Source organism: Nocardia sp. NPDC050175 (genome assembly GCF_044459885.1).
Classification (GTDB): domain Bacteria; phylum Actinomycetota; class Actinomycetes; order Mycobacteriales; family Mycobacteriaceae; genus Nocardia.
Window position 1 is genome coordinate 57,220 of record NZ_JBITJI010000002.1, and the last position, 22,649, is coordinate 79,868.

Consider the following 22,649-nt stretch of genomic DNA (forward strand, 5'->3'; position numbering starts at 1 on the left):
GGTGTCGGTGCGATAGCCGCCGCGCCACCACCGCCTTAGCACCGAGAGTTGCTGGTCGGTCAGCGGTCCGGACAGCCGCTGCTGTACCCGATCGAGGTATTCGAGCTCCTCAGGCGACCAGTCCCGCCGCTGTCTAGGCTTGTCCGTCATCGGATTTCCGAGCCGACATCAGCCCACCATCGTGGCCCTTGACCTGCCCGTCCGCCGTCCGGTGACCCGATCCCCCGCGCAGCCCTGCGAACGCGCCTTCGAAGGATCTGCTGATCGATACCGCCTTTGGTGGCTACGCCGGAGCCGCTGGCGTGTGGGCGAGGGTTCCTGTCGGGTGACATGGCTGTTCTCTCCTCCGACCAGCCCGTCAACCCTGATTCTCCCGAGTCCAGTATGCCTGAAGATCGACAGTGCCCGAGTGCCCCTGATTGTGCGCCCAGGGGCTCCCGCTCGTCGTGCGGGCCGCCCGTTGGTCGCGTGCCCGGCATGGTCCGGCGCGCGCCGGACCACCGGACTCACTTCTCTACTCCGTCGAAGGTGCGCACACAGCACACATCGCTACCACCGACCCACACTCCCTCACCCCATCTGCTGTATGCCTCACCCGCGCACCCATTCTCACCCTCTCACCTCATACCCCACCCTCGTATCCATCCACTTCTCAACAATCAGACATCTTGCATCTCGGGGTGATATTGCCTCGAATATCGTTGTTCTCAGTTATTTTTAAGGGTTGACCTCTTGAATTACGAAGTGTAGTAGGCGCTTCATGGAGGCATGGTCGCGACGATGCACAAAGTCGCCGCAGGCAACGGCTACCAGTACTACCTGCGAAACACCGCCGCCAACGACAGCAGCGCGCGCGGGCGCGCCTCACTGGCGGAGTACTACAACGAACACGGTGAAGCCCCCGGAACCTGGCGCGGCACCGGACTTTCCGCCCTCGGTATCAACCCTGGTACGGAGGTGAGCGAGGAGCAGATGCGGAATCTGTTCGGGGAAGGGATTCACCCCGACGCCGAACAGGTCCGCGCACGCGCCCTCGCCCGCCACCTCGCCGCCGGTATGCCGCGTGCCCAGGCTGCCCGGATGGCGGAGAAGGCAACCAGACTCGGTAACCGCTACCCGGCCTACACCTCCACCTCGGCCTACCGGGCCGCCAAGGCCCAGGCATACCGCGACTACAACACCAGCGTCGGCGCGTGCGTCACCGCGCCCATCCCCGAGGATGTCCGCGCTCGGATCAGCACCCGAGTCGCCACCGACATGTTCACCGCCGAGTACGAGCGCGCCCCGCTCGATGCCCGCGAGTTGTCGGGGTGGGTGGTCAAGAACTCCCGCCCCGACCGCACGGCCGTCGCGGGATACGACTTCACGTTCAGCCCGGTCAAGAGCGTGTCGGCGTTGTGGGCGATCGCCTCACCGAAGCTGGCGGACATGATCGCCTCCGCGCACCGCCACGCCGTCAACGATGCGCTGACCTGGCCCGAGCAACACGCGCTGTTCACCCGGTTGGGTCGCAACGGTATTCGCCAAGTCCAGGTGCAAGGAGCGATCGCCGCGACGTTCGACCACCGCAACTCCCGCGCGGCCGACCCCGACCTGCACACCCACGTCCTGATCGCCAACCGCGTGCGCACCACCGACGGGAAGTGGCGCACCATCGACGGCACCACCATCCACGAAGCAGCGGTCACGGTCTCCGAAATCTATGACACCCGCCTCGAGCACCACCTCGAAACCGCGCTCGGCCTACGCTTCGCCGCCCGCCCTGACCGCACACCCGAGCAAGTTCGCGTCCGCGAAATTGTCGGTGTTCCACTGCCGCTGATCCAGCTGTGGTCGCGGCGCGGGGCCGCGATCACCGATCGCCTGGATACCCTCACCGCCGCATGGCAGGCCGCGTTCGGGCGCGAACCCGAACCCGGCGAAGTCCACCGACTCGCCCAGCGCGCCACCCTGGAAACCCGACCCCGCAAACACCTTCCGGGATCACGCACCCAGCAGCGCGCGAACTGGCGCGACGAAGCCGCCGAACTACTCGGCGGCTCCGATGCTGTGGACGCTGTCATCAGCCGTGTCCTGTCCGTCCAACCGGTCCCGCGTCCGGCACTCGATGACGCGTTCGTGGCCCGTATCAGCGGGCAGGCGGTGTCGGCGGTGTCGGACAAGCGCGCGACCTGGCGTGAGTTCAATCTCCGCGCCGAAGTCGAACGCCAACTCCGCGGGCAGGTGGCTCCCGCGGACTGGGCGCGCGTCGCCGTCGAGGTCTGCGCGCACGCACTCGCTCCGGAATCAGCACTCGCACGCGGAGATCCAGACGTGGCCGAGCAACCCGACCTGCGGGTGGTCCCGGCATGGTTGCGCCGCGACGACGGCACCCCGACCCATACCCGCGCGAACTCCCAGATCTACACCACCGCCTCCACACTCGCCGCCGAAGCCGAACTCATCGCCCTGGCCGTCGAACCCGGCGGGCGCATCCTGGACCCCGGACACGTCGCCGTCGCGATCCACGACTACAACACCACCCACCCAGACCGGCCGCTGAACCTCGGTCAGATCCGCGTCATCGAATCCTTCGCCGCTGCCGGGATGCGCGTGCACACCGCCAACGCACCGGCCGGAGCCGGCAAAACCACCGCCATGGCAGTGCTCACCACCGCCTGGAGATCGGCCGGCGGGACCGTGCTGGGCTTGGCTCCCACCGCAACCGCCGCCTCAGTCCTGGGCCGCGAGATCGGTGCCCGCGCCGAAACCGTCGACAAACTTCTCCACGTCCTCGACGCCCACCACCCCGCCGCCCTCACCGGTGAGCGTCTGCCTCACTTGCCACAGTGGGTCCTCGACATAGATGACACCACGCTGGTCATCATCGACGAACACGTCATGGTGCCGACCGCCAAACGTCTGCACCTGTTGCGGTATCTGAGCAGCCGGGGCGCGACCGTGCGATGCCTCGGCGATGACCACCAGCTCCCGGCCATCGACGCCGGTGGCGCCGCCGCCGACATGGCCCACGCCGCACCAGGTCAGCCAGTCAGCCTGACCGAGGTGGTGCGCTTCGCCAGTCGCGGAGAAGCATTGGCCTCCAAAGGAATACGCATCGGCGATCCCCTGGCCCTGGCCTGGTATCTCGACCACGGCCGCATCCACGCCGGGCACCTGGGCAGCGTCTACGAAGACACCTACCAAGGCTGGGCCACCGACACCGCCACAGGCGCACACGCGGTGATGCTGGCACCAACCCGCGACATCGTGACCGCCCTGAACATGCGTGCCCGCGCCGACCGACTCGCCCGCACAGGCGCACCCACCGGCCCCGATATCGCACTCGCTGACGGCCTGGTCGCCTCGGCCGGTGACACCGTGCGCACCCGCCGCAACGACCCCCGCCTAGGCGTCGGTGAACACGACTGGGTCCGCAACGGTCACACCTGGACCATCCGCCACGTCCACCCCGACGGCACACTCACCCTTACGCGGCGCGTCCACGGCCGAGACACCACCGCCGTCGTGCGACTGCCCGCCGAATACGTAAGCGAACACCTGCATTTGGGTTACGCCGCCACCATCGACTCCGCCCAAGGCATCACCGCCGACACCTGCCACGTCGCGTTGTCCGGACGCGAGTCACGCCAGCAGTTCTATGTGGCGATGACACGCGGGCGTCACGCCAACCACGCCTACCTCGCCACTGCTCTGGGCGGGGAGGAAGGCGACATCTACACCATGCCCGCCCACTACCCCCGCACCGCCGTGGAGCACCTGCAACACATCCTCGACCGAGACGGTGCCGCCACATCCGCCCACACCGAACTCCGCGATGCCCTCGACGCCGCACGCCGCATCGGCCGCGCCGTCGACATCTACCTCGACACCCTGGCCATGACCGCCGAACATGCCTGCGGCCCAACACGACTCGACACCATCGACCGCATCGCCGAACAGCTCCTGCCAGGGCTGACCGACAGCCCCGCTTACCCGGTCCTCCGTCAGCACCTGGCAATGCTCGCCCTCGCTGGAGGAGACCCGATCACCGCCCTGCGCACCGCGATCACCGCGCGCGAACTCGATACCGCCACCGACCCCGCCGCCGTGCTGGACTGGCGAATCGACCCCGCCGGTCAGCACTCGGCCGGACCCGGCCCACTCCCATGGACCCCCGGACTGCCCACCAATACCCCCGAGGCCATCGACCCCGACACCCTCGCACCCGTGCGAGCCCGCCAGCAGATCGTCACCGAACTCGCCACCCAGATCAGCGACACCGCCCAAGCGTGGACCCCGGCTACCGCGCCCCGATGGGCGCGAAACCTCCTCGCCGACCCCGAACTCCTCGCCGACCTCGCCATCTGGCGTGCCGGACTCCGCATCGCCGACACCGAGCACCGCCCCACCGGACCGACCCGTCACACCGCCATCGAACGCGCGCACCAGCAAGAACTCCAACGCCGCATCCTCGACAATGATGGCAATATCCAACTGCCCCAACATCATTGGGCCGCAACGGTCGACCGCATCGACCCGCGCATCAGCACCGACCCGACATGGCCGATCATCGCTAGCTACGTCGACGCCGCCGCCCGAGCCGGAATCGATATAGAACACCAGCTCACCCACGCCGCACAGCAACGACCGCTGCCCGACGAGATGCCCGCCGCCGCACTCTGGGCACGCCTGGAAATCGACGAACACGACATCACCACCCACCAACCCGACCCAACCCCACACCCGCACAACCAAACCCAGCCCGAACCCGAACCCGCCGACCCACAACCCACCAACCCCGGCCCGGACGGGCAGGAAATCGCGGACGCGATCGACGCCGCCGACCTCGGCCACCACACCGAGTACGCCGACGACTACAGCGCCGACCAGAATGCCCCCTACCAGTCCGAACCCGACACAGGCCACGACATCGACTGGTAGACCGGTATTCGGTGGCTATATCGGCGAGCTGTGACGTCGCTTATCGGTCATGCAGCTGACGGTATGCCGAGTTCGTCTAGCAGGCCACGGATGTGGTGTTCTATTTCGTCGCGGATCGGGCGCACGGCGTCGATGCCTTGCCCGGCGGGATCATCGAGCTTCCAGTCCAGATATCGCTTTCCGGGGAAGAACGGGCATGTGTCGCCGCATCCCATGGTGATCACCACGTCGGATGCTTCGACCGCGTCGGTGGTGAGTACCTTCGGGATTGCGGCGGCGATGTCGATCCCGAGTTCGCGCATCGCTTCCACGGCCGAGGGGTTGACGTGGTCGGCGGGTTGCGAGCCCGCCGAGCGGACCTCGACCCGGTCTCCGGCGAGGTGGGTGAGAAAGGCTGCGGCCATCTGGGAACGTCCGGCGTTGTGGACGCAGACGAACAACACGCTGGGTTTCGAAATCACCGGTGGTGCAGTCCTTTTCAGCTCGTCGGGAGGTCGAGGCTGGCCAGCAGATGGCGGACGTGGCCTTCGATGTCGTCGCGGATGGTGCGTACGACCTCGAGGGATTCGCCGTCGGGGTCGGGCAACTCCCAGTTCTCGTAGCGCCGCCCTGGGTAGATCGGGCAGGAATCGCCACAGCCCATGGTGACAATCACGTCGGCCGCTTGCAGGATCTCCTCGGTCCACGGCTTCGGGTATTCGCGAGCGATGTCGATGCCGACTTCGGCCATCACCTGTACCGCGACAGGGTTGATCTCATCGCCCGGTTCTGATCCGCCCGACCACACGACGGCCGCGTCCCCAGCGAGGTGGGTGAACCACCCCAGTGCCATCTGGGAGCGTCCGGCGTTGTGGGTGCACAGGAACAACACGATCGGTTTGCCGGTCAGTGCCTTGCCTTCGACCTTGGCGAGTGCTTGCAGGCGTTGTCGGGCGAAGCGTTCAGCCAGCAGCGGCAGGAAGTTGAGAACGGTTGCACGGGAGGCGAATTGGTTGAAAGACGCGTACAGGAACTTCTCGATCGTCTCTACTCCGAAGAGCTCGGCGAACTCGCGCTGGAGCCGAGTCGCCGCTGTCCTCAGGGCGAGCCGATGGTCGATGGTCAACGTGTCGCGGACGGCGTCGGTGTGCGCGAGCGGGCTGTCTGTCATGGGAGGTACTCCGAGTTCAATGCGGGGTGACGGTGCGGGGGAAGCGGTTTCGTAGGGCGAGGGAGACATAGACCAGGCCGACCAGGACGGGGACTTCGATCAGTGGCCCGACGACTCCGGCGAGGGCTTGGCCGGAGGTAGCGCCGTAGGTGGCGATCGCGACGGCGATAGCGAGTTCGAAGTTGTTGCCCGCTGCGGTGAACGCCATCGTGGTCGTGCGCTCGTACCCCAGCCCGAGCAGCGCGCCGAGTGCGTAGCCGCCACCCCACATGAGCGCGAAATACACCAGCAGCGGCACTGCGATCCGCACGACGTCGACGGGATGGGAGGTGATCTGTTTGCCTTGCAGCGCGAACAGGATGACGATCGTGAACAGCAGTCCATACAGTGCCCACGGCCCCAGGCGCGGCAGCAGGACCGATTCGTACCAGCTTCGGCCCCTGGCCTTTTCGCCGAGACGACGGGTCAGGAATCCGGCCAGTAGCGGGATGCCGAGGAAGATGAGCACCGATTTCGCGATCTGCCATGGCGAGGTGTGGATGTCGGTCTGGGCCAGGCCCAGCCAGCCGGGCAGTACCGACAGGTAGAACCAGCCGAGCACGGCGAACATGACGACCTGGAACACCGAATTCAATGCAACCAGTACGGCGGCGGCTTCGCGGTCACCGCATGCGAGGTCGTTCCAGATGATCACCATCGCGATACAGCGCGCGAGGCCGACGATGATCAGCCCGGTTCGATACTCGGGGTTGTCCGGCAGCAGCAGCCACGCGAGCGCGAACATCAGCGCGGGCCCGATCACCCAGTTCAAGACCAGTGATCCGAGCAGCAGGCGGCGATCACCAGTGACGGTGTCGAGCCGGTCGTAGCGGACCTTCGCCAGTACCGGGTACATCATCACCAGCAGACCGACCGCGATCGGCAGCGAGATCCCGTCCAGCTGCACCGCCGACAGCCCGTCACCGAGGCCGGGGATGAGACGGCCCAGTAGGAGACCGGCGGCCATGGCGGCACCGATCCATACCGGCAGAAACCGGTCCAGGACCGACAGCTTGCCGACGACGGCCGGGTGCTCGGAAGTGGTGGTCATGCACTCACCCGCAGTCCTGCCTCGATCGCCAAGATGTCGGAAAGTCGTTGCAGTGCTTCGGGAACCGCCCGGTAATACACCCAGGAGGCGCGCCGTTCACTGGTCAGCAGGCCAGCTTCCCGGAGCACTTTCAGGTGATGGGAGATGGTCGGTTGACTGACGTCGACACCGTCGGACACATCACACACACACGCCTCCTGCCCGGCCCGCGACGCGATCGCAGACAGCAACCGCAGCCGCACCGGGTCCGACAGCGCCTTGAACATTCCGGCCAGCTCGACCGCGTTCTCGGCGTCCAGGGGTGGGCGAGTCCGAGGCGTGGCCCCACAACCAGGTGTGACCACGCCGATCAACGGCAACTCCGACTTCGACATGCATCGATATTGACAACTATCAATATCGAAGGCAAGCCAACAGCTGGTGAACTCGCCCACCTACACGAGGGTCAGGCGCAGCAGTTCGCGCCGGAGGCCAGGGCCTTCTCCTTGGCGGCGCTGCCGCAGCACGCGCCCTCGGCGGCAGCTTCCTCGGCGGTGCCGCAGCAGGCTTGCACTGCCTCGGCGTCGCTGAGTTCCGGTGCGGTGCCGAAGGTTTCACTGTCGGCGAGCACGGTGTAGACCTCCCAGCGCTCGGTATCCGGTGCGGTGACCCACACCTTGTCCTGGGTAGCGAAACAACACGTGGTCGCTATCTGCTCCTCGGTGAACAGGCCCGCCTGCGACAGGCGCGCGATCTCGGCGTGCACCTCACCGGAAGACTCGACCTCGACGCCGAGGTGGTTGACACTGCCACCATGGCCGCGGTTCTCGATGAGTACCAGCTTCAGCGGCGGCTCGTCGATCGCGAAGTTCGCGTAACCGGGCTTGCGCTTGGCCGGTTCGGCATTGAAAAGGGTCGAATAGAACTGGACCGCCTGGTCGATGTCATCGACGTTGAGGGCGAGTTGAACACGGGACATGATGACAAACCTCCATTTGTGAGACATATGTCGAAGAACTGACGGCACGAGTGTGCACCACCTTTTCGACATATGTCAATGAAGTCGGTAGGGTTGATCTCATGCCCAAGGCGCTGCCCGTGATCGACATGTCCGCCCCTGTCTGCTGCCCACCCGTCGCGGCCGGACCGGTCGACGACAACGCGGCCCTCGAAGTCGCGTTGCGGCTCAAGGCAATCGCCGACCCGGTGCGAGTGAAACTGATGTCACTGCTGCTGACCACCACGACCGGCGAAGAACACAGCGGCGACCTCGCCGCAGCAGTCGGACTGTCGGAATCAACGGTCAGCCACCATCTCACCCAACTCCGCAAGGCCGGACTGATCGCATCCGAGCGCCGAGGGATGAACACCTTCCACCGCGCCCGCCGCGACGCCCTCACCGCGTTGTGCGTCGTTCTCGACCCCAACTGCTGCCGCTGATCACAACGGCAATACCGGCAAGGCAAGCCGCGGAGTACTCGATTGCCGAGGGTGACATCCCGCGAGGATGCACCTAGGTCGAGCCCGACCCGACGGACGGACCGGGCTGGGGGCTCACAGCGCCAGTCGCCCTTACAGTCGAACTCTTGCGGCTTCGCTCAGCCCCCGGCCAACAACAGTCCGATCTCGCCGACTCGGCGATCGAGCCGGGCAGAATGCACCGCGTCCGCCGCCTTGCGGGCAGCAGCGATCGTCGCCTCGGCCGCATCGAACTCACGGTTCCGTAGGTACGACTCCGCTAGCCACGTTTGGTACAGCGCCACCTCGCGAGCGTGCTCCTGTGGGTAGCCCTCAATCGCCTCCAGAAGTAGCGGACTCGCGAGGCCTGGCTGACCCAGCTCAACCAAGCAGCGTCCAGCCATCACATTGATTTCAGAGCGATTTAACCAGTAGACCCATTCCGCCTCTTCGATGTCGGCCGACCGCCGCTCGTACGCATCATCGACCGCATCAAGGGCACGCATCGTTCCGTCCCGATCACGAGACCGAGCCGATGCCCACGCAACTCGCTCTGTCAGAAGTGCTTCAACTACTGGCGTAGCGTCTCGTGCACCGGTTACCGCAGTCTTTGCAAGAAGCGCTGCGTCCGCCGGATCGCCGATGTTCGAAATCTGGTAGGCCAGGCTCGATAACAACTGACCGGCTAACACTCGATTTCCTGCCGCTGTTGCGGCCTTATGCCCGTCTAGATACGCGCGCTGAGCCTGCGTGTATCGACCGGCGTCGCTGGCAACCCATCCAACAAGTTGTGCCAGCTCCCCGGCGCTAGTCCGGAGTCGCCGACCTATCTCATCGGTGTAGCTGCACTCCTTGATGGCCTTGCGAACGTCTTCGAACTCCCGGTCGACCAAAGGCAGTAAGTCTTTTCCGCCGACGTGGTCGTCCAGGTGACGCAGTTCGATCACTCGGTTCTCTAGGTCGGTCGCTAGGTCGTTTCCGACGCGCCGCCCGGCAGCGGAATGGGTCGTCGCCACAGAGTCGGCTACGAGCCACTCGTGCGCGATACGGATCGGATCATCCGGAGGTGCCATCAGAGCATCTACGGGGATGTTCAACGCTCGCGAGTATGCGGTGATGTGCTCGGCCCTGATGTCCCGCTGACCGTTCTCCAGCATCCCCAGAAGCGACTTGGAGTAGTGAGTTTGCCCAGCAAGCACCGCCAGGCTAACTCGCTGCGATTCGCGAGCGAGTCGGAGAAGTGCGCCGGGACTATCCATCGCGTCGCCGAATCCGATCTGTGGACCTTTGTGGACACCGAACCTGTTCTGCGTCAAGCGGTATAGCACGAGACTACTACTCAACGCCTGGCTGGGAGTTGGACCAAGATCCGCATGGGCTTCCGCTCCGGGTGCTTCCTTCGTACTACCGGAGGCCGGGCCACCTAAGCCGTAGTCGACGCAGGGAGGTCGGCAGATGCCGAACAAGCTTCCACCACGCGACCCGTCCAACGGGCCACTTGTCCAGCGATGGACAGCGCTCACTGAATCCGCCCGGTGCTGGGGTGTCGCACCAACCTCCAGCATCGGGAGGCACCACCCGGAGGTGCCGTAATGAACCGAGATCGGTTGCGTACCACCGAATCACCAGATAGCCGGAAGGTCGTGACGTGGCGGCTGGTAGGTCGCGACTGCCAGGTACTCAACTTTCAGAATCGGGCCGATTCGTCACCGGCCTACCGATGGCCTAGCGGGACTGAACTTCCTTCTGCTGCGCCGGGATTAGTGATACTCGATGGCCCGCCGTCCCTGTGGGAAGCACGCGAAGGATTCTACGACCATAACGACCTGTGGGACGCCTTACGCCGTGCCTACTGGGTCGCTGTACTCGATCCGACCGACCAACCAAACCCATTGGGAGCGTGAGATCACGTTCGAGGAACTACACCAGCAGGTGACCGTACAAGCCGAGCGGAGCGGGTACGCGGTGCGTCGCAGGAACCGCGCGCCGTACGGGTTCGAGCTGATCAACGAGCATGGCGACATACCGGCGTCCGGAACGCTGGCGGAGCTGGACAGCTATCTGGCTGACCAGTGGGAGAAGACCGGCAGCGATCGGCAATCACGGTGACCGAGTACAAGGAAGCCCTAGCTGAATGGCTCAGTGCCACAGATGCATTCAATGCGATGGATGAACCACAAGCCGGGCCGGTACTCGAACGGCTCGAAGCTGCACGGGACCGATTTGTCAACGCGCAGAAGCCTGACCCTACGAGCGCGGAAGACCGTTCTTTGTCATGGGCTGCTTGTATCTTGACTCGTGTACGCGGACACCTTCCCCGTTCAGGCCACGACGAGAGGGATAGATGTGAGTGACGACGAACAGCTGACGATGGATCTCGGAGTCGAGCGGACCGATTGGGGTAAATGGGTCGCCCCTGAACGACAGGCGGTGCAAGTGCGGAAGTTTCTCGAATATGCGGGACTGGATGCCCTCCCGCCCAAGTTATGGCCGGAGGATTCCCCGGAACTGCAACGGCTGAACGATACTTGCAGGGAATTGTTTCCGGATTCAGACATGCCGTACCGGCCGGAAAATCAGGACATGACCGACGCATTCATTTGTTTCTTCGGCGAGTGTTTTGTGAGATATGTGGATGGCGAGTGGGTCGACCACACCGAATATGGTACCGATAAATCATTCTATGACGGCGGCGTAAACCCGGCACTGCGATACGTGGATTACGACGGCGACGAAGACGAATCAACGGTGTTCGATTATGTCGACTCCATGATCGATCATAATATCGAATACGGTGACGGTTTCATTCACATCACCGCCGATCTGCGCCGAAAATATTACAATCTGATGTAAATGTAGGCTCCTGATGAGTGACGGCTACAGCCGGGATCGTGACCAAATCCCGAACCATGAGCGTGGCAAGATCTTCGAGACCGGTACCGACAGATTCTTTCGCGACCGCGAAACCGGATACACGCAGGGATCGCGCAAATATGAGTTCCGAGACAACGGCGGTCGCACAGAACGAATTCAGTTCGACAAAATCAGGAATGAGCAGGATCGTAGTCGCACCGATTCGATCGAAGAAAAGTCAGGTCGGATCGAAGGACGGAAGGACGAAAAGCAGCTTCGAGGAGTTCGGGAACTTCTCGACAGGGGTGAGATCAATCGTCACACATTGCGTTCGGTTGAGGGTGAGTCGATCTCGAAGGAGTGCCAGGAACTCATCAATGGGTTGAAGCGCGATTTCCCGGATAGATTCACACACCTGCAAATCTCGCGAACCGATGCCCGCACAATTTGGGCAATAGGTAAGGATCTGGAACGAGGCCGACAGGTCGAAACACCGGAGCGAGGCAAACAGCTTGAACTTCCGGGTGTCGGGGAAAAAGCGCGAGAAGCGAAGGCACAAGAGGCTCAAAAGCAACGGGACAAACAAGCCGCACTCGCTAAGGCGCGTGGGGCGAAGGAGAAGTTCCAGGCGGTGCGAAGGTTCAGCCAAGGCGCTGAACGTGGCCGAGCCGAAGCTCCACAACGCATACAAGCTGAACGCGCTCAGCAGGCACAAGAGCGGGCCGAACGGGCGAAAACCCGTGAAACGCCGCAGGCCGAGCGCGATCGGGCGACCCGCGCAGTTGCCGAGAAAGCCGTACAGGAAGTTCAGGCTCGATTTAAGTCCGGCCCAGAGCCGTCCACGGGCAAAGCACCCGAAAAGACTGCGCCGGAACGAGAATCACCCGAAGCGGCACGCGCCAGAGTCGAGCGCGAAGCCTGTGAACAGGTTTTGCGTGACTTCCCGTTCCCGGTGCCCGATCGACCCCAAGAGCGAGAAACCGTCGAGATCGGAGAACGAGCCGCCCCAGCGCTAGCCGACTCTGCCAGCGTCGAACGTGAAGCGGCGGACAAGGCGAAGGCAGCAGAACGTGAAGCGGCCGATAAGGCACGCGAGGAAACCCGGGAACGGGCAAAGGCGTTGGAGCAGAACCAACTTCAAGGTCTTTCGGCCGAAGTCAGGAACCTGCTCGCGTTAGGCCAAGCTCAACCGCCTGCTGCGGCGGTGGAGACGAAACCGGGCCACGCCCCTCCAGTCCAAGGCCACGGGAGAAACGCCCAAGGGATCACTCGGGGGACAGAACGCACCCGTTGATGCGTTCAGTGAAACGAAGCTGCCGCGCCCCTTCGGGGCTTGCCACCGAATCCCCGAACGACGAATGTCCCCGACATCAGGCACGCTATGCTGTCCCGACGTCGAGGACCGTCTGTGATTGAGATCACATTAATGGGTAAACCCGCAGTTCAGCAGGCCGAGTTTACCTATTTCCGCAGGTCAGATCATTTACCCTGGAAAGGGGCATTGATCGTGGTGAAGTACTGGATTGCCGCGCCGATGGCGACCGGGGCGGTGATCAGGATCTGGCCCGCGACGGTGCCGAGGGCGCCGAGGGCGATGATGCCGCCGAGGCAGCCGATGGCGGCGGCCGGGATGAAGGGGCCGAACAGGCCGATGATGGTGGCCGAGGCAGCGGTGGCGCCGAGGATGCCGCCGAGCACGCAGCCCACGGCCGCGCCGCCGAGACCGCCGACCAGGGTGCCGATGGTGGCGCCCGCGCTGATCGTGCTGGTCAGTCGGCTCCAGGCCGCCTGCTCACGGTCGTACTCGGACTTCCACGGCGCCTTGTCCTCGAACGGCAGCGCGACCGGCTTGTAGGTGGCGTGCTCGGTGTCGATCTGCGGGGTGAGTGTCGCGGTGCGGTCGGAAATCTGTGCGGCGATCGGGAATTCGAAGTCGTCGATCTTCAGCTTCAACGGCGTCGCCGCGACGGTGGTCCCGTCCGCGGCTTTGATCTTGAAGGCCTCGTCCTCGACCACCAGCGAGCCGGAATCCGTCGAGATGATCGATGACGTGTCGGTGGCGTGCGCGGTGTAGTTCACCGGGTCCGCGTCGGTCTGCGGTGCCGCGACCGAAGTGCCTGCGGCCACTCCGGTCGCCATGGTCACCAGCGCCGCGACCACGGCGAGCTTCCTCATCCTCATGTACTGCAATCCCTCATCTAGATGGCTCTGTCGAGGCAAAGCATCGAGGAGAAAGCCCAGGAGAACGAGGGAAAAACGCAGGCAGATTCCAATGGACGACAGCGCGTCGGATGGGTCAGAGCTTGCGGCGCACGTCGTCGAGCCACACCGCAGCCTCGTCCGGTGCCGCATCAGTTCCGATCATGTCCACCACCACATGCCCGATGCACGCGGCCCGCAGCACTCGGTTCGCCACCACCTCGGTATCGCCCCACGGGATGAACGGTTTGGCGATCAGCAGCGACGCGATTCCATGCGCGGCGGCCCACAGGTCGAGCACGACCGGCAGCGGGTCGCCCGGTGCGATCACGCCCGCGTCCATGCATTCCTGAACCGTCCGCGAGAAACGCAGGAACGCACCGCTACCGAGCACCTGATCCACCGCGCCGCCGGACGCGGACGGGATGGTCGCCAGCCGATACTGCTCGGGGTGCTCTCTGGCGAACCGGACGTAGGCCAGCCCTTGCTGGCACAGCCGGGTGATCGGCGAGACCGACGGATCGGACTCGCCGGCGATCGCGGCGTCCAGGTCCTCGAAGACCTGCACCACCACGGCCTCGATGAGCTCGTCCTTGTCGGCGAAATGCCGGTAGATCGACGGCGCGCTGACGCCGACCCGCTTGCTGATCTCGCGGATCGACACCGCGTCGGCGTGCCCGGTACGGGCCAGCAATTCCCCTGCCGCGTCGAGGATTTCGGCCCGCAACTGAGCGCCGGTGCCGCGGGCCGAGCGCGACCTGCTCGAACCGATCATTCGCGCCCGGCCAGTACCCGCTCGGCGGGATCGGGATCGGCGTCCTCGCGCAACCCGATTCGGGCGTGCAGCCGGGCCAGCGGCGCGGGCGCCCACCAGTTCCAGGTGCCCATCAGCTTCATCAGGGCCGGTGCGAGCATGGTGCGGATCAGGGTGGCGTCGGCGAGCACGGTCAAGGTTAAACCGAGGCCCATCAGCTGGATGAACGACACCTTCGAGGTGATCATCGCGCCCATCACGATGGCCATGAGAAGCGCTGCGGCCGTGAAGATTCGGCCGGTCCTCGCGACACCGACGGCGACGGCGTGCACGTTGTCCTGCGCGGTGCGCACGGTGACGCCGTCGACGACTCGACCGGAGGCGAGCCATTCCTCGCGGATGCGGGAGAGCAGGAACACCTCGTAGTCCATCGACATGCCGAATGCGAGGCAGAACATCAGGATCGGCATCGTCGGTGTCATGTAGCCGACCGGGGTGAAGCCGAGCAGGCCGGACAGGTGACCGTCCTGAAAGATCCAGACCATCGCGCCGAACGCGGCGGCCAGCGAAAGTACGTTGAGGACAATGGCTTTCAGCGGCAGTATCAGGCTGCCGGTGAAAAGGAACAGCACAACGAAGGTGGCGAGCGCGATGAGCGCGATGGCCAGCGGCAGCCGCTTGCCGAGCGAGTCGAGGGCATCGGCATTGATCGCCGCGCCCCCGCCGAACAGCGTCTCGCCCGGCGCGGGTACGGCGCGCAGCTCGCGCAACTGTGCCTCGCCCGCCGGGGAGAACGGGTCGACCCGGGTCGCCACATTGATGTATTCGCCTGTGCTGTTTGCCATTCCGGCCGGGCCGTTGGCGACTCGCCCGCCCTTGATGTAGACGCCCGCACTGGACAGCACCGCCGAAACACCGTCCGCTTTGGACAGTCCCTTGGCGTAGTCGCCGATCGGCCCTTGGCCGCCCTGATATCCGTCCAGCACGACGGTGGTGTTGTTGCCCGCGTTGGCCGCGGGGAACTCGGCCCGCAGCACGTCACCGACCTGGCGGGTGGCGGCGCTGGTCGGCAGCACCCGGTCGTCGGGATAGCCGAATTTCACGGAGAGGAAAGGCGATCCGAGCGCGAGGAACAGCGCAACGAGGATCACCGCGACCGGGATGGAATGCCCGGTCACCCAGGTCACCATCCGGTACCACCGGCTCTGCTCCGGCACCTGCGGCGCCATCGGATCCGGCGCCGAACGACCGAACAAGCGGCGCAACGGAACTCGGATGTCGAGCGAGTTCACCCGGTGACCCAGCAGTACCAGCGCGGCGGGCAGGATCAGGATCGCCGCCGCGGCCGCCGCGGCGACCACCGCGACGCCGGCGTAGGCGAACGAGCGCAGGAAGTAGATGTCGAAGATGCTCAGCACGGCCAGCGAAAGGGCAACGGTCAGTGCGGAATACAGCACCGTGCGGCCCGCGGTCTGCACCGCGCGAATGGTGGCGGCCACCGGTTCCAGGCCGTTGGCGAGCTCCTCGCGGTACCGGCTGACGATGAACAGGCTGTAGTCGATGGCCAGCGCGAGACCCATCGCGGTGGTCATGTTCAGCGCGTAGATGGACACGTCGGTGATCAGCGTGAACATCCGCAGGATCGCCAGGGTGGTGAGGATGGCGAAGATCCCGACGGTCAGCGGCAGTGCGGCGGCGATCAGGCTGCCGAACACCAGCACCAGCACGACCAGCGACACCGGGATCGCGACGCCCTCCGCGAGGGCGAGGTCGTGCGTGATCTGTTTGTTCACATCGTGGAAGACGGCGGCGGTGCCGCTCTGCCGGACCGTGATGCCGTCGGTGGTTCCGGTGAGCTGCTCGGTGAGCTCGCCCGCGGCCACCTGAGATTGCGTGTCGTCGCCGGTCAGATAGGCGAAGACCAGGGCTTCCTTGCCGCTGGTGCTGCGCAGTGCGGACGCCACCGCGGGCGGCGCGGTCCAGTACGACTGCACGCCCTTCACGTCGCCGCGGGCGCGCAACGTGTCGGTCAGGTGCAGGCCGACCGCGCGGGTGGCCGGTGCGTCGGCGCCCGCGTCCGAGCTGACCAGCAGCACGTAGTTCGGTGCGGCCCCGTCGAAATTGTCCGCGAGCAGCCGCGCGACCTGGGATGACTCGGCATCGGGCGAGGTGAATCCGGCGGACTTCAGATGCGACGCCGCCGTCGCGCCGAACACTCCGCAGAGGATCGCGAGCGCGGCCGCGGCGAGCAGGATCGCCCGGGGATATCGGGTGACGATCTGTGCAATCCGAATCAGCACGCGCGGCTCCCTTGCTCGACGCAATAGGTTAACGGCGTTAGCGTAACGCCGTTAACCCTGCGCGAACAGAGGGAACCGCCGCGCGATCAGTGATCCCGGTCACCCAGCTGGCCCTGGCCGAAATGCCCTTCGCCGAACCGGCGCGGCGAGTGGCCGTGCACGCCCTCGGCATAGGCGGTCTCGGCGTGCAGCGCGAAGTCGATGCCCGCGGTCTCGTCTTCGTGGCTCACCCGGAAGCCGATGGTGCGATCGATGAGCTTGCCGAGCGCGAAGGTCACCACGAACGCGAACGCCGCGACGACGAGCACGCCGACCAGCTGCTTGCCGAGCTGCGCGAGCCCGCCGCCGAAGAACAGCCCCTCGACGCCGCCGGTCATCACCTGGGTGGCGAGTAGGCCGATCAGCACCGTGCCGACGATGCCGCCGACGAAGTGCACGCCGACCACGTCGAGCGAATCGTCATAGCCCGCCTTGAATTTCCAGCCGACCGCGAACGAACACACCACGCCGGCGGTGAGCCCGACGATCAACGCGCCGAGCGTGTTCACCGATCCGCAGGACGGCGTGATCGCGACCAGGCCGGCCACCACGCCGGATGCCGCGCCGAAGGTGGTCGGCCTGCCGTCGCGGATCTGCTCGACCGCGAGCCAGCCGAGCATGCCGAGGCAGCCCGCCACCAGGGTGTTCAGAAAGACCGCCGCCGCAACACCATTCGCGGACAGCGCCGACCCGGCGTTGAAACCGAACCAGCCGAACCACAGCAGACCGGCACCCAGCAGCACGAACGGCAGGTTGTGCGGACGCATCGCATCGGTCTTGAAACCGATGCGCGGGCCGAGCACCAGGGCGAGCGCGAGTGCCGAAGCGCCGGAAGCGATCTCGACGACCAGGCCACCCGCGTAGTCCAGCACGCCGAAGGAGGCCAGCCAGCCGTCCGGACCCCACACCCAGTGCGCGATCGGGGCGTAGACCACCAGCGCCCAGACCGGTACGAAGATCATCCACGCGGCGAATTTCGCGCGGTCCGCGATCGCACCGCTGACCAGCGCCGCGGTCAGGATCGCGAAGGTCAGCTGGAAGGTGGCGAACAGCAGTTCCGGCACCGCGCCGTGCAGGGTGCTCGGATCGATGTTCGCCATGGCGAGGTGATCGAGATTGCCGATCAGGCCGCCGCCCGCGTCGTCGCTGAAGGCCAGGCTGTAGCCGAACAGCAGCCAGGCGACGGTCACCAGCGGGATCGCGATGAAGTTCATCATCAGCATGTTGAGCACGCCGGTCGAGCGCACCATCCCGCCGTAGAACAGCGCGAGCGCCGGTGTCATCAGCAGCACCAGGGCCGTGCTGACGAGCAGCCAGGCGGTGGCCGCGGGATCCAGGGGTGTGGACACGAGGAGCTCCTTCCACGCAAGGTGCGTTGCAAGGAAATTACCGAATGCTCACCGCCGGATTTGCGCTGGTCCACGAGTCGCGCGCAAGTCCGGACATGGGATGTTTGCCGAGGGACGCCGTTCGGCGGTGACCGATCAGGCGCGGGACTTGCGGGTGATCGCGCGCTGACCACGCTTGCCGGGGACGGGCAGCTCGTCCTGGATGGCCACCCATTCGGCGGTGGTCAGCCACAGTTCCTGGACGCGGGCGTCGGCGGTGTTGTGGAAGACCCGGCGGCCGCGATCGTCGCGCAGTTCCTGGGCGACGGTGGACCAGCGCGGGGCGCGATCGTGCTCGGTGAGGTAGTCGCCGAGGTAGGCGGCCACCGCGGTGCCGATCGTGTTGACCGGGCGCAGCGAGACCCGGTTGCCGTACTGATCGGAGTGGAAACGCCGTCCGGCGCACAGCGATCCGGCGTTGGCGTTGGAGGCGATCCAGCCGGCCCGCTGGGCGCGCTCGATCAGCCAGAGGTGTTTCACCGCCGCGGGGGCGATGTCGCCGATGCGGGTCCGGATCAGCGACATGACCTGTTCGGAGGACAGCACGTCGCGCCGGGTGGGGCCGATGCCGTGCGCGGTCCAGTGGGCGTCGGCCAGGGTGGCCAGCGCACGGCCGAAGTCGTCGATGCTGCGCTGGGCGCGGCGGCCGAGGCGCTCGATGCGTTCGGCCTCGTGGCGCATCTCGTTCTGCGCGGTGAGGGTGCGGATGGCGGCCATCGTGGGCACCTGGCCGCGTTCGAGGAGTTCGAGGATGGCGGCGGAGGTGGCGGGATCGGCCGCCGCGGCGACCGGGAGCGAATCGCGTTTGATCGCGAAGTCCTGCGGGCTGATCGCGCGGCTCAGCAGGTCTACCGCGGAGCGATCGCCGGCGAAGTCGGTGCTGGAAAGCAACGCGGTGGCGATGTCATCAGGCGTTTGCACGGTGAGAAGTTCCTCCGATGGATGTGGAACTCGGTTGCGCTGGAACTTGGCGGTGCGGGAACTTTGGTTGTGCCCCGGTCGGGATGAGGGACCGGCCGGGGCAACCAACCTGATGAAGGTTTGGCTACCGAAGTTGCCGATTGCCACGGTAGCCAGCCGATTGCGTCGGTGTCACCCTCGTTGACGCTTTCGTTATCTCCACAAACCTGCGGTAAATCGGGGAATGGGTACATATTTTCCGGTCTACAAGGGGGAATTGGGCGGTATTTTCCCGCGTTCGACCGGTGCTTCGTCAGCGTTAGCTCATACGTTGCCGCTGTCGCTGTCGGTCAGCGGGGGTTAAGAAGGGCTTTGGAATCTTGTGATTTGGATCACATATCGAAGTCTGCGCTGGCGCTGTTTCGCCGCGCCGGGCCCGGCGCGCAGCGGGAATGTTCTTTGTCGGTGCGCGCCGGTAACCTCTGGCCGTGGCTCTGTACCGGAAGTACCGACCGGCAACGTTCGCTGAGGTAGTGGGTCAGGAGCACGTCACCGACCCGCTGAGCATCGCCCTTGATACCGGCCGGATCAGTCATGCCTACCTGTTCTCCGGACCGCGGGGGTGTGGCAAGACGTCGTCGGCGCGCATCCTGGCGCGATCGCTGAACTGCGTGCAAGGTCCGACCTCGACGCCGTGTGGCGTCTGCCCGTCCTGCGTCGCGCTCGGTCCCGGCGGCTCCGGCAACCTGGATGTGATCGAACTCGACGCCGCGAGTCACGGCGGCGTCGACGACACCCGCGAACTGCGCGACCGCGCCTTCTACGCGCCCGCCGAATCCCGCTACCGGGTGTTCATCGTCGACGAGGCGCACATGGTCACCACGGCGGGCTTCAACGCGCTGCTGAAGATCGTGGAGGAGCCGCCCGCCCACCTGATCTTCATCTTCGCCACCACCGAGCCGGACAAGGTGCTGCCGACCATCCGCTCGCGCACCCACCACTACCCGTTCCGGCTGCTGCCGCCCGCCACCATGCGCGGACTGCTCGGCAAGATCTGCGACCAGGAGCAGGTCACCGTCGAAGAAGCGGTGTACCCCTTGGTGATTCGCGCGGGCGGTGGCTCGCCGCGCGACAGCCTCAGCGTGCTCGACCAGCTGCTGGCCGGTGCCGGTCCCGAGGGCGTCACCTATTCGCGGGCGGTGTCGCTGCTCGGCGTCACCGATGTCGCGCTGATCGACGATGCGGTCGGCGCGCTGGCAGACAACGACGGCGCGGAACTGTTCGGCACGGTCGACCGGGTGATGGAGGCGGGGCACGATCCACGCCGCTTCGCCGTCGACCTGCTCGAGCGATTGCGCGACCTGATCCTGATGCGCGCGGTTCCCGACGCCATCCAACGCGGGTTGGTCTCCGGGCCGGAGGACGTGCTCGATCGGATGAGCGAGCAGGCCGGGCGGCTCGGTCCGGCCACATTGGCTCGGTATGCGGAGTTGCTGCACGAGGCGCTCGGCGAGATGCGCGGCGCGACGTCACCGCGGCTGCTGCTCGAGGTCGTCTGCGCGCGCATGCTGCTGCCGTCGGTGTCGGATGCCGAATCCGCGACCTTGCAGCGGTTGGAGCGGCTCGAGCGCGGGTTCGCGGGTGGGGCGATTGCCGCCGTGCCCGCGGCAGCGTCGGGCTCGGCGCCTGTTGCCGCGGCACCCGCCGCGGCAGCGCCGCGAGTCGCGCCCGCCACCACATCGGGCGAATCGACCCGTCGACGGGGCGCGGAGGCGCTGGCCGCGATCCGCCGTGAGACCGCGGGAACGGGTGGTACGCCGACGGCTGCCGACAGCGCGAGTTCTGGTGGACCGCGCGGCGAAACTGCCGCTCCTTCGGCCCCGGCCGCGAGCGACGCAGGTGCTGCGCGGAGTAGCCATGAGAGTGTTGGCGAGGCAGCGGGAGCCCGACCGGTCGACAGTCGGATCGAATCGAGTGCCTCGACCGCTGGCGCGACCTCCGCGAGCGATGCGGGTGCCGCGCGGAGTGACCACGAGATGGGTGGCGCGGCGGCGGGAGCCCGACCATCTGGTAGTCCGACCTCCCACACGAGCGACGCGGGTGCTGCGCGAAGTGGCAACGAGGCCGGGGAAACTCGACTGGCTGACAGTTCGGCCGACGCGGGTGCCACACCGATCAGTCGCGAGGCGGCGCAAGCGCAGCCCGCTGATATCCCTACGGGCGCGAGTGCTTCAGCCTCCGGCGCGTCCGCCGAGGGTGGTGCGCAGCCTGCTCGTGATGGCGAAGGGGTCGGCGAGGCCGAGGCAACCCGACCCGCTGTCGTCGGCGTTGCTGCCGGTGCGGATCCCGTTGCCGCCGCGTCGGACAGCTCGGTCGATCGACCGAGCGCGTCGACTCCGGTCGAGCCCGAATCCGCTGACGCCACGGCGCTCGAGCCGAGGCAAGCGGGTGCCGTGTCGGAGCAAGTTCCGGTGAGTTCGCGCGAGCCCGTTGCGGCTGCGGCGGTCACCGAAGACCAAGCGGCGCAGGCAGTTTCCGCAGCTGGGTCGGTTGGCGGGGAGGTTGCCGAACAGGCCACCGCCGCGCAACCGGAGCCGGTGGCAGCCGCTGCGTCACCCGCCGATACCGCACAGCCCGATCCGGTAGCCGAGCCAGAACCGTCGGCCGCCCCCGCCGGGGCGAACGCGGATCTGCTGCGCGAGGTCGAGGCCGCCTGGGCGGATATTCGAGCCAAGGTGCGCGAGTTCGGCGCCGCCGTGCAGGCGATGCTGGCCGGTGCCTCGGTATCGCGCATCGAGGGCGACACCATCGTGTTCGCGCATCAGCACGCGCCACTGGCGCAGCGGCTCTCGGATCCGCGCAACCTGGACGCGGTGCGTTCCGCCGTCCACGCGGTGCTCGGACGCGAGCACGACGTGCGCTGGGAAGCGGGCGGTGCCGCCGCGCGACCTGCGGCGACGCAGCGGGCCGGTGCCGCGGCGAAACCCCAGCGCAGTGCCGCGCAACCGGCCGGGCGTGAATCCGGCAACGCGGCCGGGCGCGCGTCGGATGCGCCTGCGCCACCGCGTTTCTCGCGGCCGAGCCAGGCCAAGAACGCCGCGGCGGACCAGTCGGCGGCGGCGAACAAGCCGCGCTCGTTCGGCGACGACGACATTCCGCCGCCCGATTTTCCCGATCTACCGGATGATCCCGGCCCTTTTGATTCAGCGCCGCCCGAGTCGGCGCAATCCCAGGTCGGCAACGGGACAGGCGGCGGCGTAGGCCGCGCGACCGACGGCGTGGTACCGGAGACCACGCCGGAGGACGAAGAGGAGATGATCCGGGCCGCGGCGGTCCCGGTGGCGCCGGAGGATCGGCGCGACCCCGACGAGGCTGCCCTCGAATTGCTGAAGAGTGAGCTCGGTGCCACACGGCTGAGTGGTTGACAAGCACCGCCGCCAGGACGTTAAGTTAACCGGAGTTCGCACACCACGGTAGTATGAACGGGTGGCCGTGAGCTCCGGTACGACGAGGTTCTATGGTATGCCCAGGCGTATGGGCGATCGGAACCTGCGTCCGCCGTCGCATGCCGCGTTTTGTACAGCGTCAGGACGGTCGGTCGCAGGACCGGTCGGCG

General features: G+C 66.1%; 17 protein-coding genes. 6 read left to right on the forward strand and 11 right to left on the reverse strand.

Annotated features, from left to right (window positions below):
- Positions 1-768: 768 nt before the first annotated feature.
- The gene (gene mobF / locus ACIBK2_RS05860; RefSeq protein ID WP_396964183.1) at positions 769-4,923 is read left to right on the forward strand and encodes a MobF family relaxase; all 4,155 of its coding nucleotides are present in this window, start codon (positions 769-771) and stop codon (positions 4,921-4,923) included.
- 47 nt (positions 4,924-4,970) lie between these two features.
- Here the strand turns inward: mobF and ACIBK2_RS05865 are convergent, their stop codons facing one another.
- The 5 genes from ACIBK2_RS05865 to ACIBK2_RS05885 form a co-directional block, all read right to left on the reverse strand.
- A complete protein-coding gene (locus tag ACIBK2_RS05865) occupies positions 4,971-5,384 on the reverse strand; it encodes an arsenate reductase ArsC (RefSeq protein ID WP_396964185.1) in 414 nt (137 codons plus the stop codon).
- A gap of 17 nt (positions 5,385-5,401) precedes the next feature.
- Entirely contained in the window at positions 5,402-6,073 is a 672-nt protein-coding gene (locus tag ACIBK2_RS05870) for an arsenate reductase ArsC (protein WP_396964187.1), read from the reverse strand.
- A gap of 16 nt (positions 6,074-6,089) precedes the next feature.
- Positions 6,090-7,163 carry an ACR3 family arsenite efflux transporter gene (arsB, locus tag ACIBK2_RS05875; RefSeq protein WP_396964189.1) on the reverse strand — a complete coding sequence of 358 codons (1,074 nt, stop codon included), beginning with the start codon at positions 7,161-7,163 and terminating at the stop codon, positions 6,090-6,092.
- A complete protein-coding gene (locus ACIBK2_RS05880) occupies positions 7,160-7,537 on the reverse strand; it encodes an ArsR/SmtB family transcription factor (protein ID WP_396964191.1) in 378 nt (125 codons plus the stop codon). The genes arsB and ACIBK2_RS05880 overlap by 4 nt, the downstream gene beginning before the upstream one ends.
- A 71-nt stretch (positions 7,538-7,608) precedes the next feature.
- Positions 7,609-8,121: an ArsI/CadI family heavy metal resistance metalloenzyme gene (locus ACIBK2_RS05885; RefSeq protein ID WP_396964193.1), complete on the reverse strand. Its 513-nt coding sequence runs from the start codon at positions 8,119-8,121 to the stop codon at positions 7,609-7,611.
- 101 nt (positions 8,122-8,222) lie between these two features.
- Between ACIBK2_RS05885 and ACIBK2_RS05890 the strand changes: the two genes are divergently transcribed.
- Positions 8,223-8,582, forward strand: coding sequence for an Rv2640c family ArsR-like transcriptional regulator (locus ACIBK2_RS05890; protein WP_396964195.1), 360 nt, complete (start codon positions 8,223-8,225; stop codon positions 8,580-8,582).
- Positions 8,583-8,740: 158 nt separating this feature from the next.
- Here the strand turns inward: ACIBK2_RS05890 and ACIBK2_RS05895 are convergent, their stop codons facing one another.
- The gene (locus ACIBK2_RS05895; protein ID WP_396964197.1) at positions 8,741-10,165 is read right to left on the reverse strand and encodes a helix-turn-helix domain-containing protein; all 1,425 of its coding nucleotides are present in this window, start codon (positions 10,163-10,165) and stop codon (positions 8,741-8,743) included.
- Between the two features lie 280 nt (positions 10,166-10,445).
- Between ACIBK2_RS05895 and ACIBK2_RS05900 the strand changes: the two genes are divergently transcribed.
- The 3 genes from ACIBK2_RS05900 (at position 10,446) to ACIBK2_RS05910 (ending at position 12,747) form a co-directional block, all read left to right on the forward strand.
- Positions 10,446-10,709, forward strand: coding sequence for a hypothetical protein (locus ACIBK2_RS05900; protein WP_396964199.1), 264 nt, complete (start codon positions 10,446-10,448; stop codon positions 10,707-10,709).
- A gap of 237 nt (positions 10,710-10,946) precedes the next feature.
- Positions 10,947-11,453 carry a hypothetical protein gene (locus tag ACIBK2_RS05905; RefSeq protein ID WP_396964201.1) on the forward strand — a complete coding sequence of 169 codons (507 nt, stop codon included), beginning with the start codon at positions 10,947-10,949 and terminating at the stop codon, positions 11,451-11,453.
- A 13-nt stretch (positions 11,454-11,466) separates the two neighbouring features.
- Entirely contained in the window at positions 11,467-12,747 is a 1,281-nt protein-coding gene (locus ACIBK2_RS05910) for a hypothetical protein (protein WP_396964203.1), read from the forward strand.
- Positions 12,748-12,932: 185 nt separating this feature from the next.
- On the opposite strand, the gene ACIBK2_RS05915 is transcribed toward ACIBK2_RS05910, so the two are convergent.
- The 5 genes from ACIBK2_RS05915 to ACIBK2_RS05935 all read right to left on the reverse strand — a co-directional run bounded on the left by ACIBK2_RS05915 (position 12,933) and on the right by ACIBK2_RS05935 (position 19,054).
- Positions 12,933-13,634 carry a hypothetical protein gene (locus ACIBK2_RS05915; RefSeq protein WP_396964205.1) on the reverse strand — a complete coding sequence of 234 codons (702 nt, stop codon included), beginning with the start codon at positions 13,632-13,634 and terminating at the stop codon, positions 12,933-12,935.
- 115 nt (positions 13,635-13,749) lie between these two features.
- Positions 13,750-14,427: a TetR/AcrR family transcriptional regulator gene (locus ACIBK2_RS05920; protein ID WP_396964207.1), complete on the reverse strand. Its 678-nt coding sequence runs from the start codon at positions 14,425-14,427 to the stop codon at positions 13,750-13,752.
- Positions 14,424-16,706 carry an MMPL family transporter gene (locus tag ACIBK2_RS05925; RefSeq protein WP_396964209.1) on the reverse strand — a complete coding sequence of 761 codons (2,283 nt, stop codon included), beginning with the start codon at positions 16,704-16,706 and terminating at the stop codon, positions 14,424-14,426. Before ACIBK2_RS05925 ends, ACIBK2_RS05920 begins: the two co-directional genes overlap by 4 nt.
- Before the next feature lie 86 nt (positions 16,707-16,792).
- The gene (locus ACIBK2_RS05930) at positions 16,793-18,094 is read right to left on the reverse strand and encodes an ammonium transporter (protein WP_396964211.1); all 1,302 of its coding nucleotides are present in this window, start codon (positions 18,092-18,094) and stop codon (positions 16,793-16,795) included.
- 135 nt (positions 18,095-18,229) lie between these two features.
- Positions 18,230-19,054 (reverse strand): hypothetical protein, encoded by an 825-nt coding sequence (locus ACIBK2_RS05935; protein WP_396964213.1) that lies wholly within the window; start codon positions 19,052-19,054, stop codon positions 18,230-18,232.
- A gap of 467 nt (positions 19,055-19,521) precedes the next feature.
- Here ACIBK2_RS05935 and ACIBK2_RS05940 point away from each other — a divergent pair, with 467 nt between their 5' ends.
- Positions 19,522-22,458, forward strand: a complete 2,937-nt coding sequence (locus ACIBK2_RS05940; RefSeq protein ID WP_396964215.1) for a DNA polymerase III subunit gamma and tau — start codon at positions 19,522-19,524, stop codon at positions 22,456-22,458.
- The last annotated feature ends 191 nt before the right edge of the window (positions 22,459-22,649 follow it).

Bases quoted from the DNA above. Each gene is read 5' to 3' on its own strand.
- ACIBK2_RS05915 (WP_396964205.1), bottom strand. From the start codon at position 13,634: ATGAGGATGAGGAAGCTCGCCGTGGTCGCGGCGCTGGTGACCATGGCG.
- ACIBK2_RS05895 (WP_396964197.1), bottom strand. From the start codon at position 10,165: ATGCTGGAGGTTGGTGCGACACCCCAGCACCGGGCGGATTCAGTGAGC.
- ACIBK2_RS05910 (WP_396964203.1), top strand. From the start codon at position 11,467: ATGAGTGACGGCTACAGCCGGGATCGTGACCAAATCCCGAACCATGAG.
- ACIBK2_RS05890 (WP_396964195.1), top strand. From the start codon at position 8,223: ATGCCCAAGGCGCTGCCCGTGATCGACATGTCCGCCCCTGTCTGCTGC.
- ACIBK2_RS05880 (WP_396964191.1), bottom strand. From the start codon at position 7,537: ATGTCGAAGTCGGAGTTGCCGTTGATCGGCGTGGTCACACCTGGTTGT.
- mobF (WP_396964183.1), top strand. From the start codon at position 769: ATGGTCGCGACGATGCACAAAGTCGCCGCAGGCAACGGCTACCAGTAC.
- ACIBK2_RS05870 (WP_396964187.1), bottom strand. From the start codon at position 6,073: ATGACAGACAGCCCGCTCGCGCACACCGACGCCGTCCGCGACACGTTG.
- ACIBK2_RS05920 (WP_396964207.1), bottom strand. From the start codon at position 14,427: ATGATCGGTTCGAGCAGGTCGCGCTCGGCCCGCGGCACCGGCGCTCAG.
- arsB (WP_396964189.1), bottom strand. From the start codon at position 7,163: ATGACCACCACTTCCGAGCACCCGGCCGTCGTCGGCAAGCTGTCGGTC.
- ACIBK2_RS05885 (WP_396964193.1), bottom strand. From the start codon at position 8,121: ATGTCCCGTGTTCAACTCGCCCTCAACGTCGATGACATCGACCAGGCG.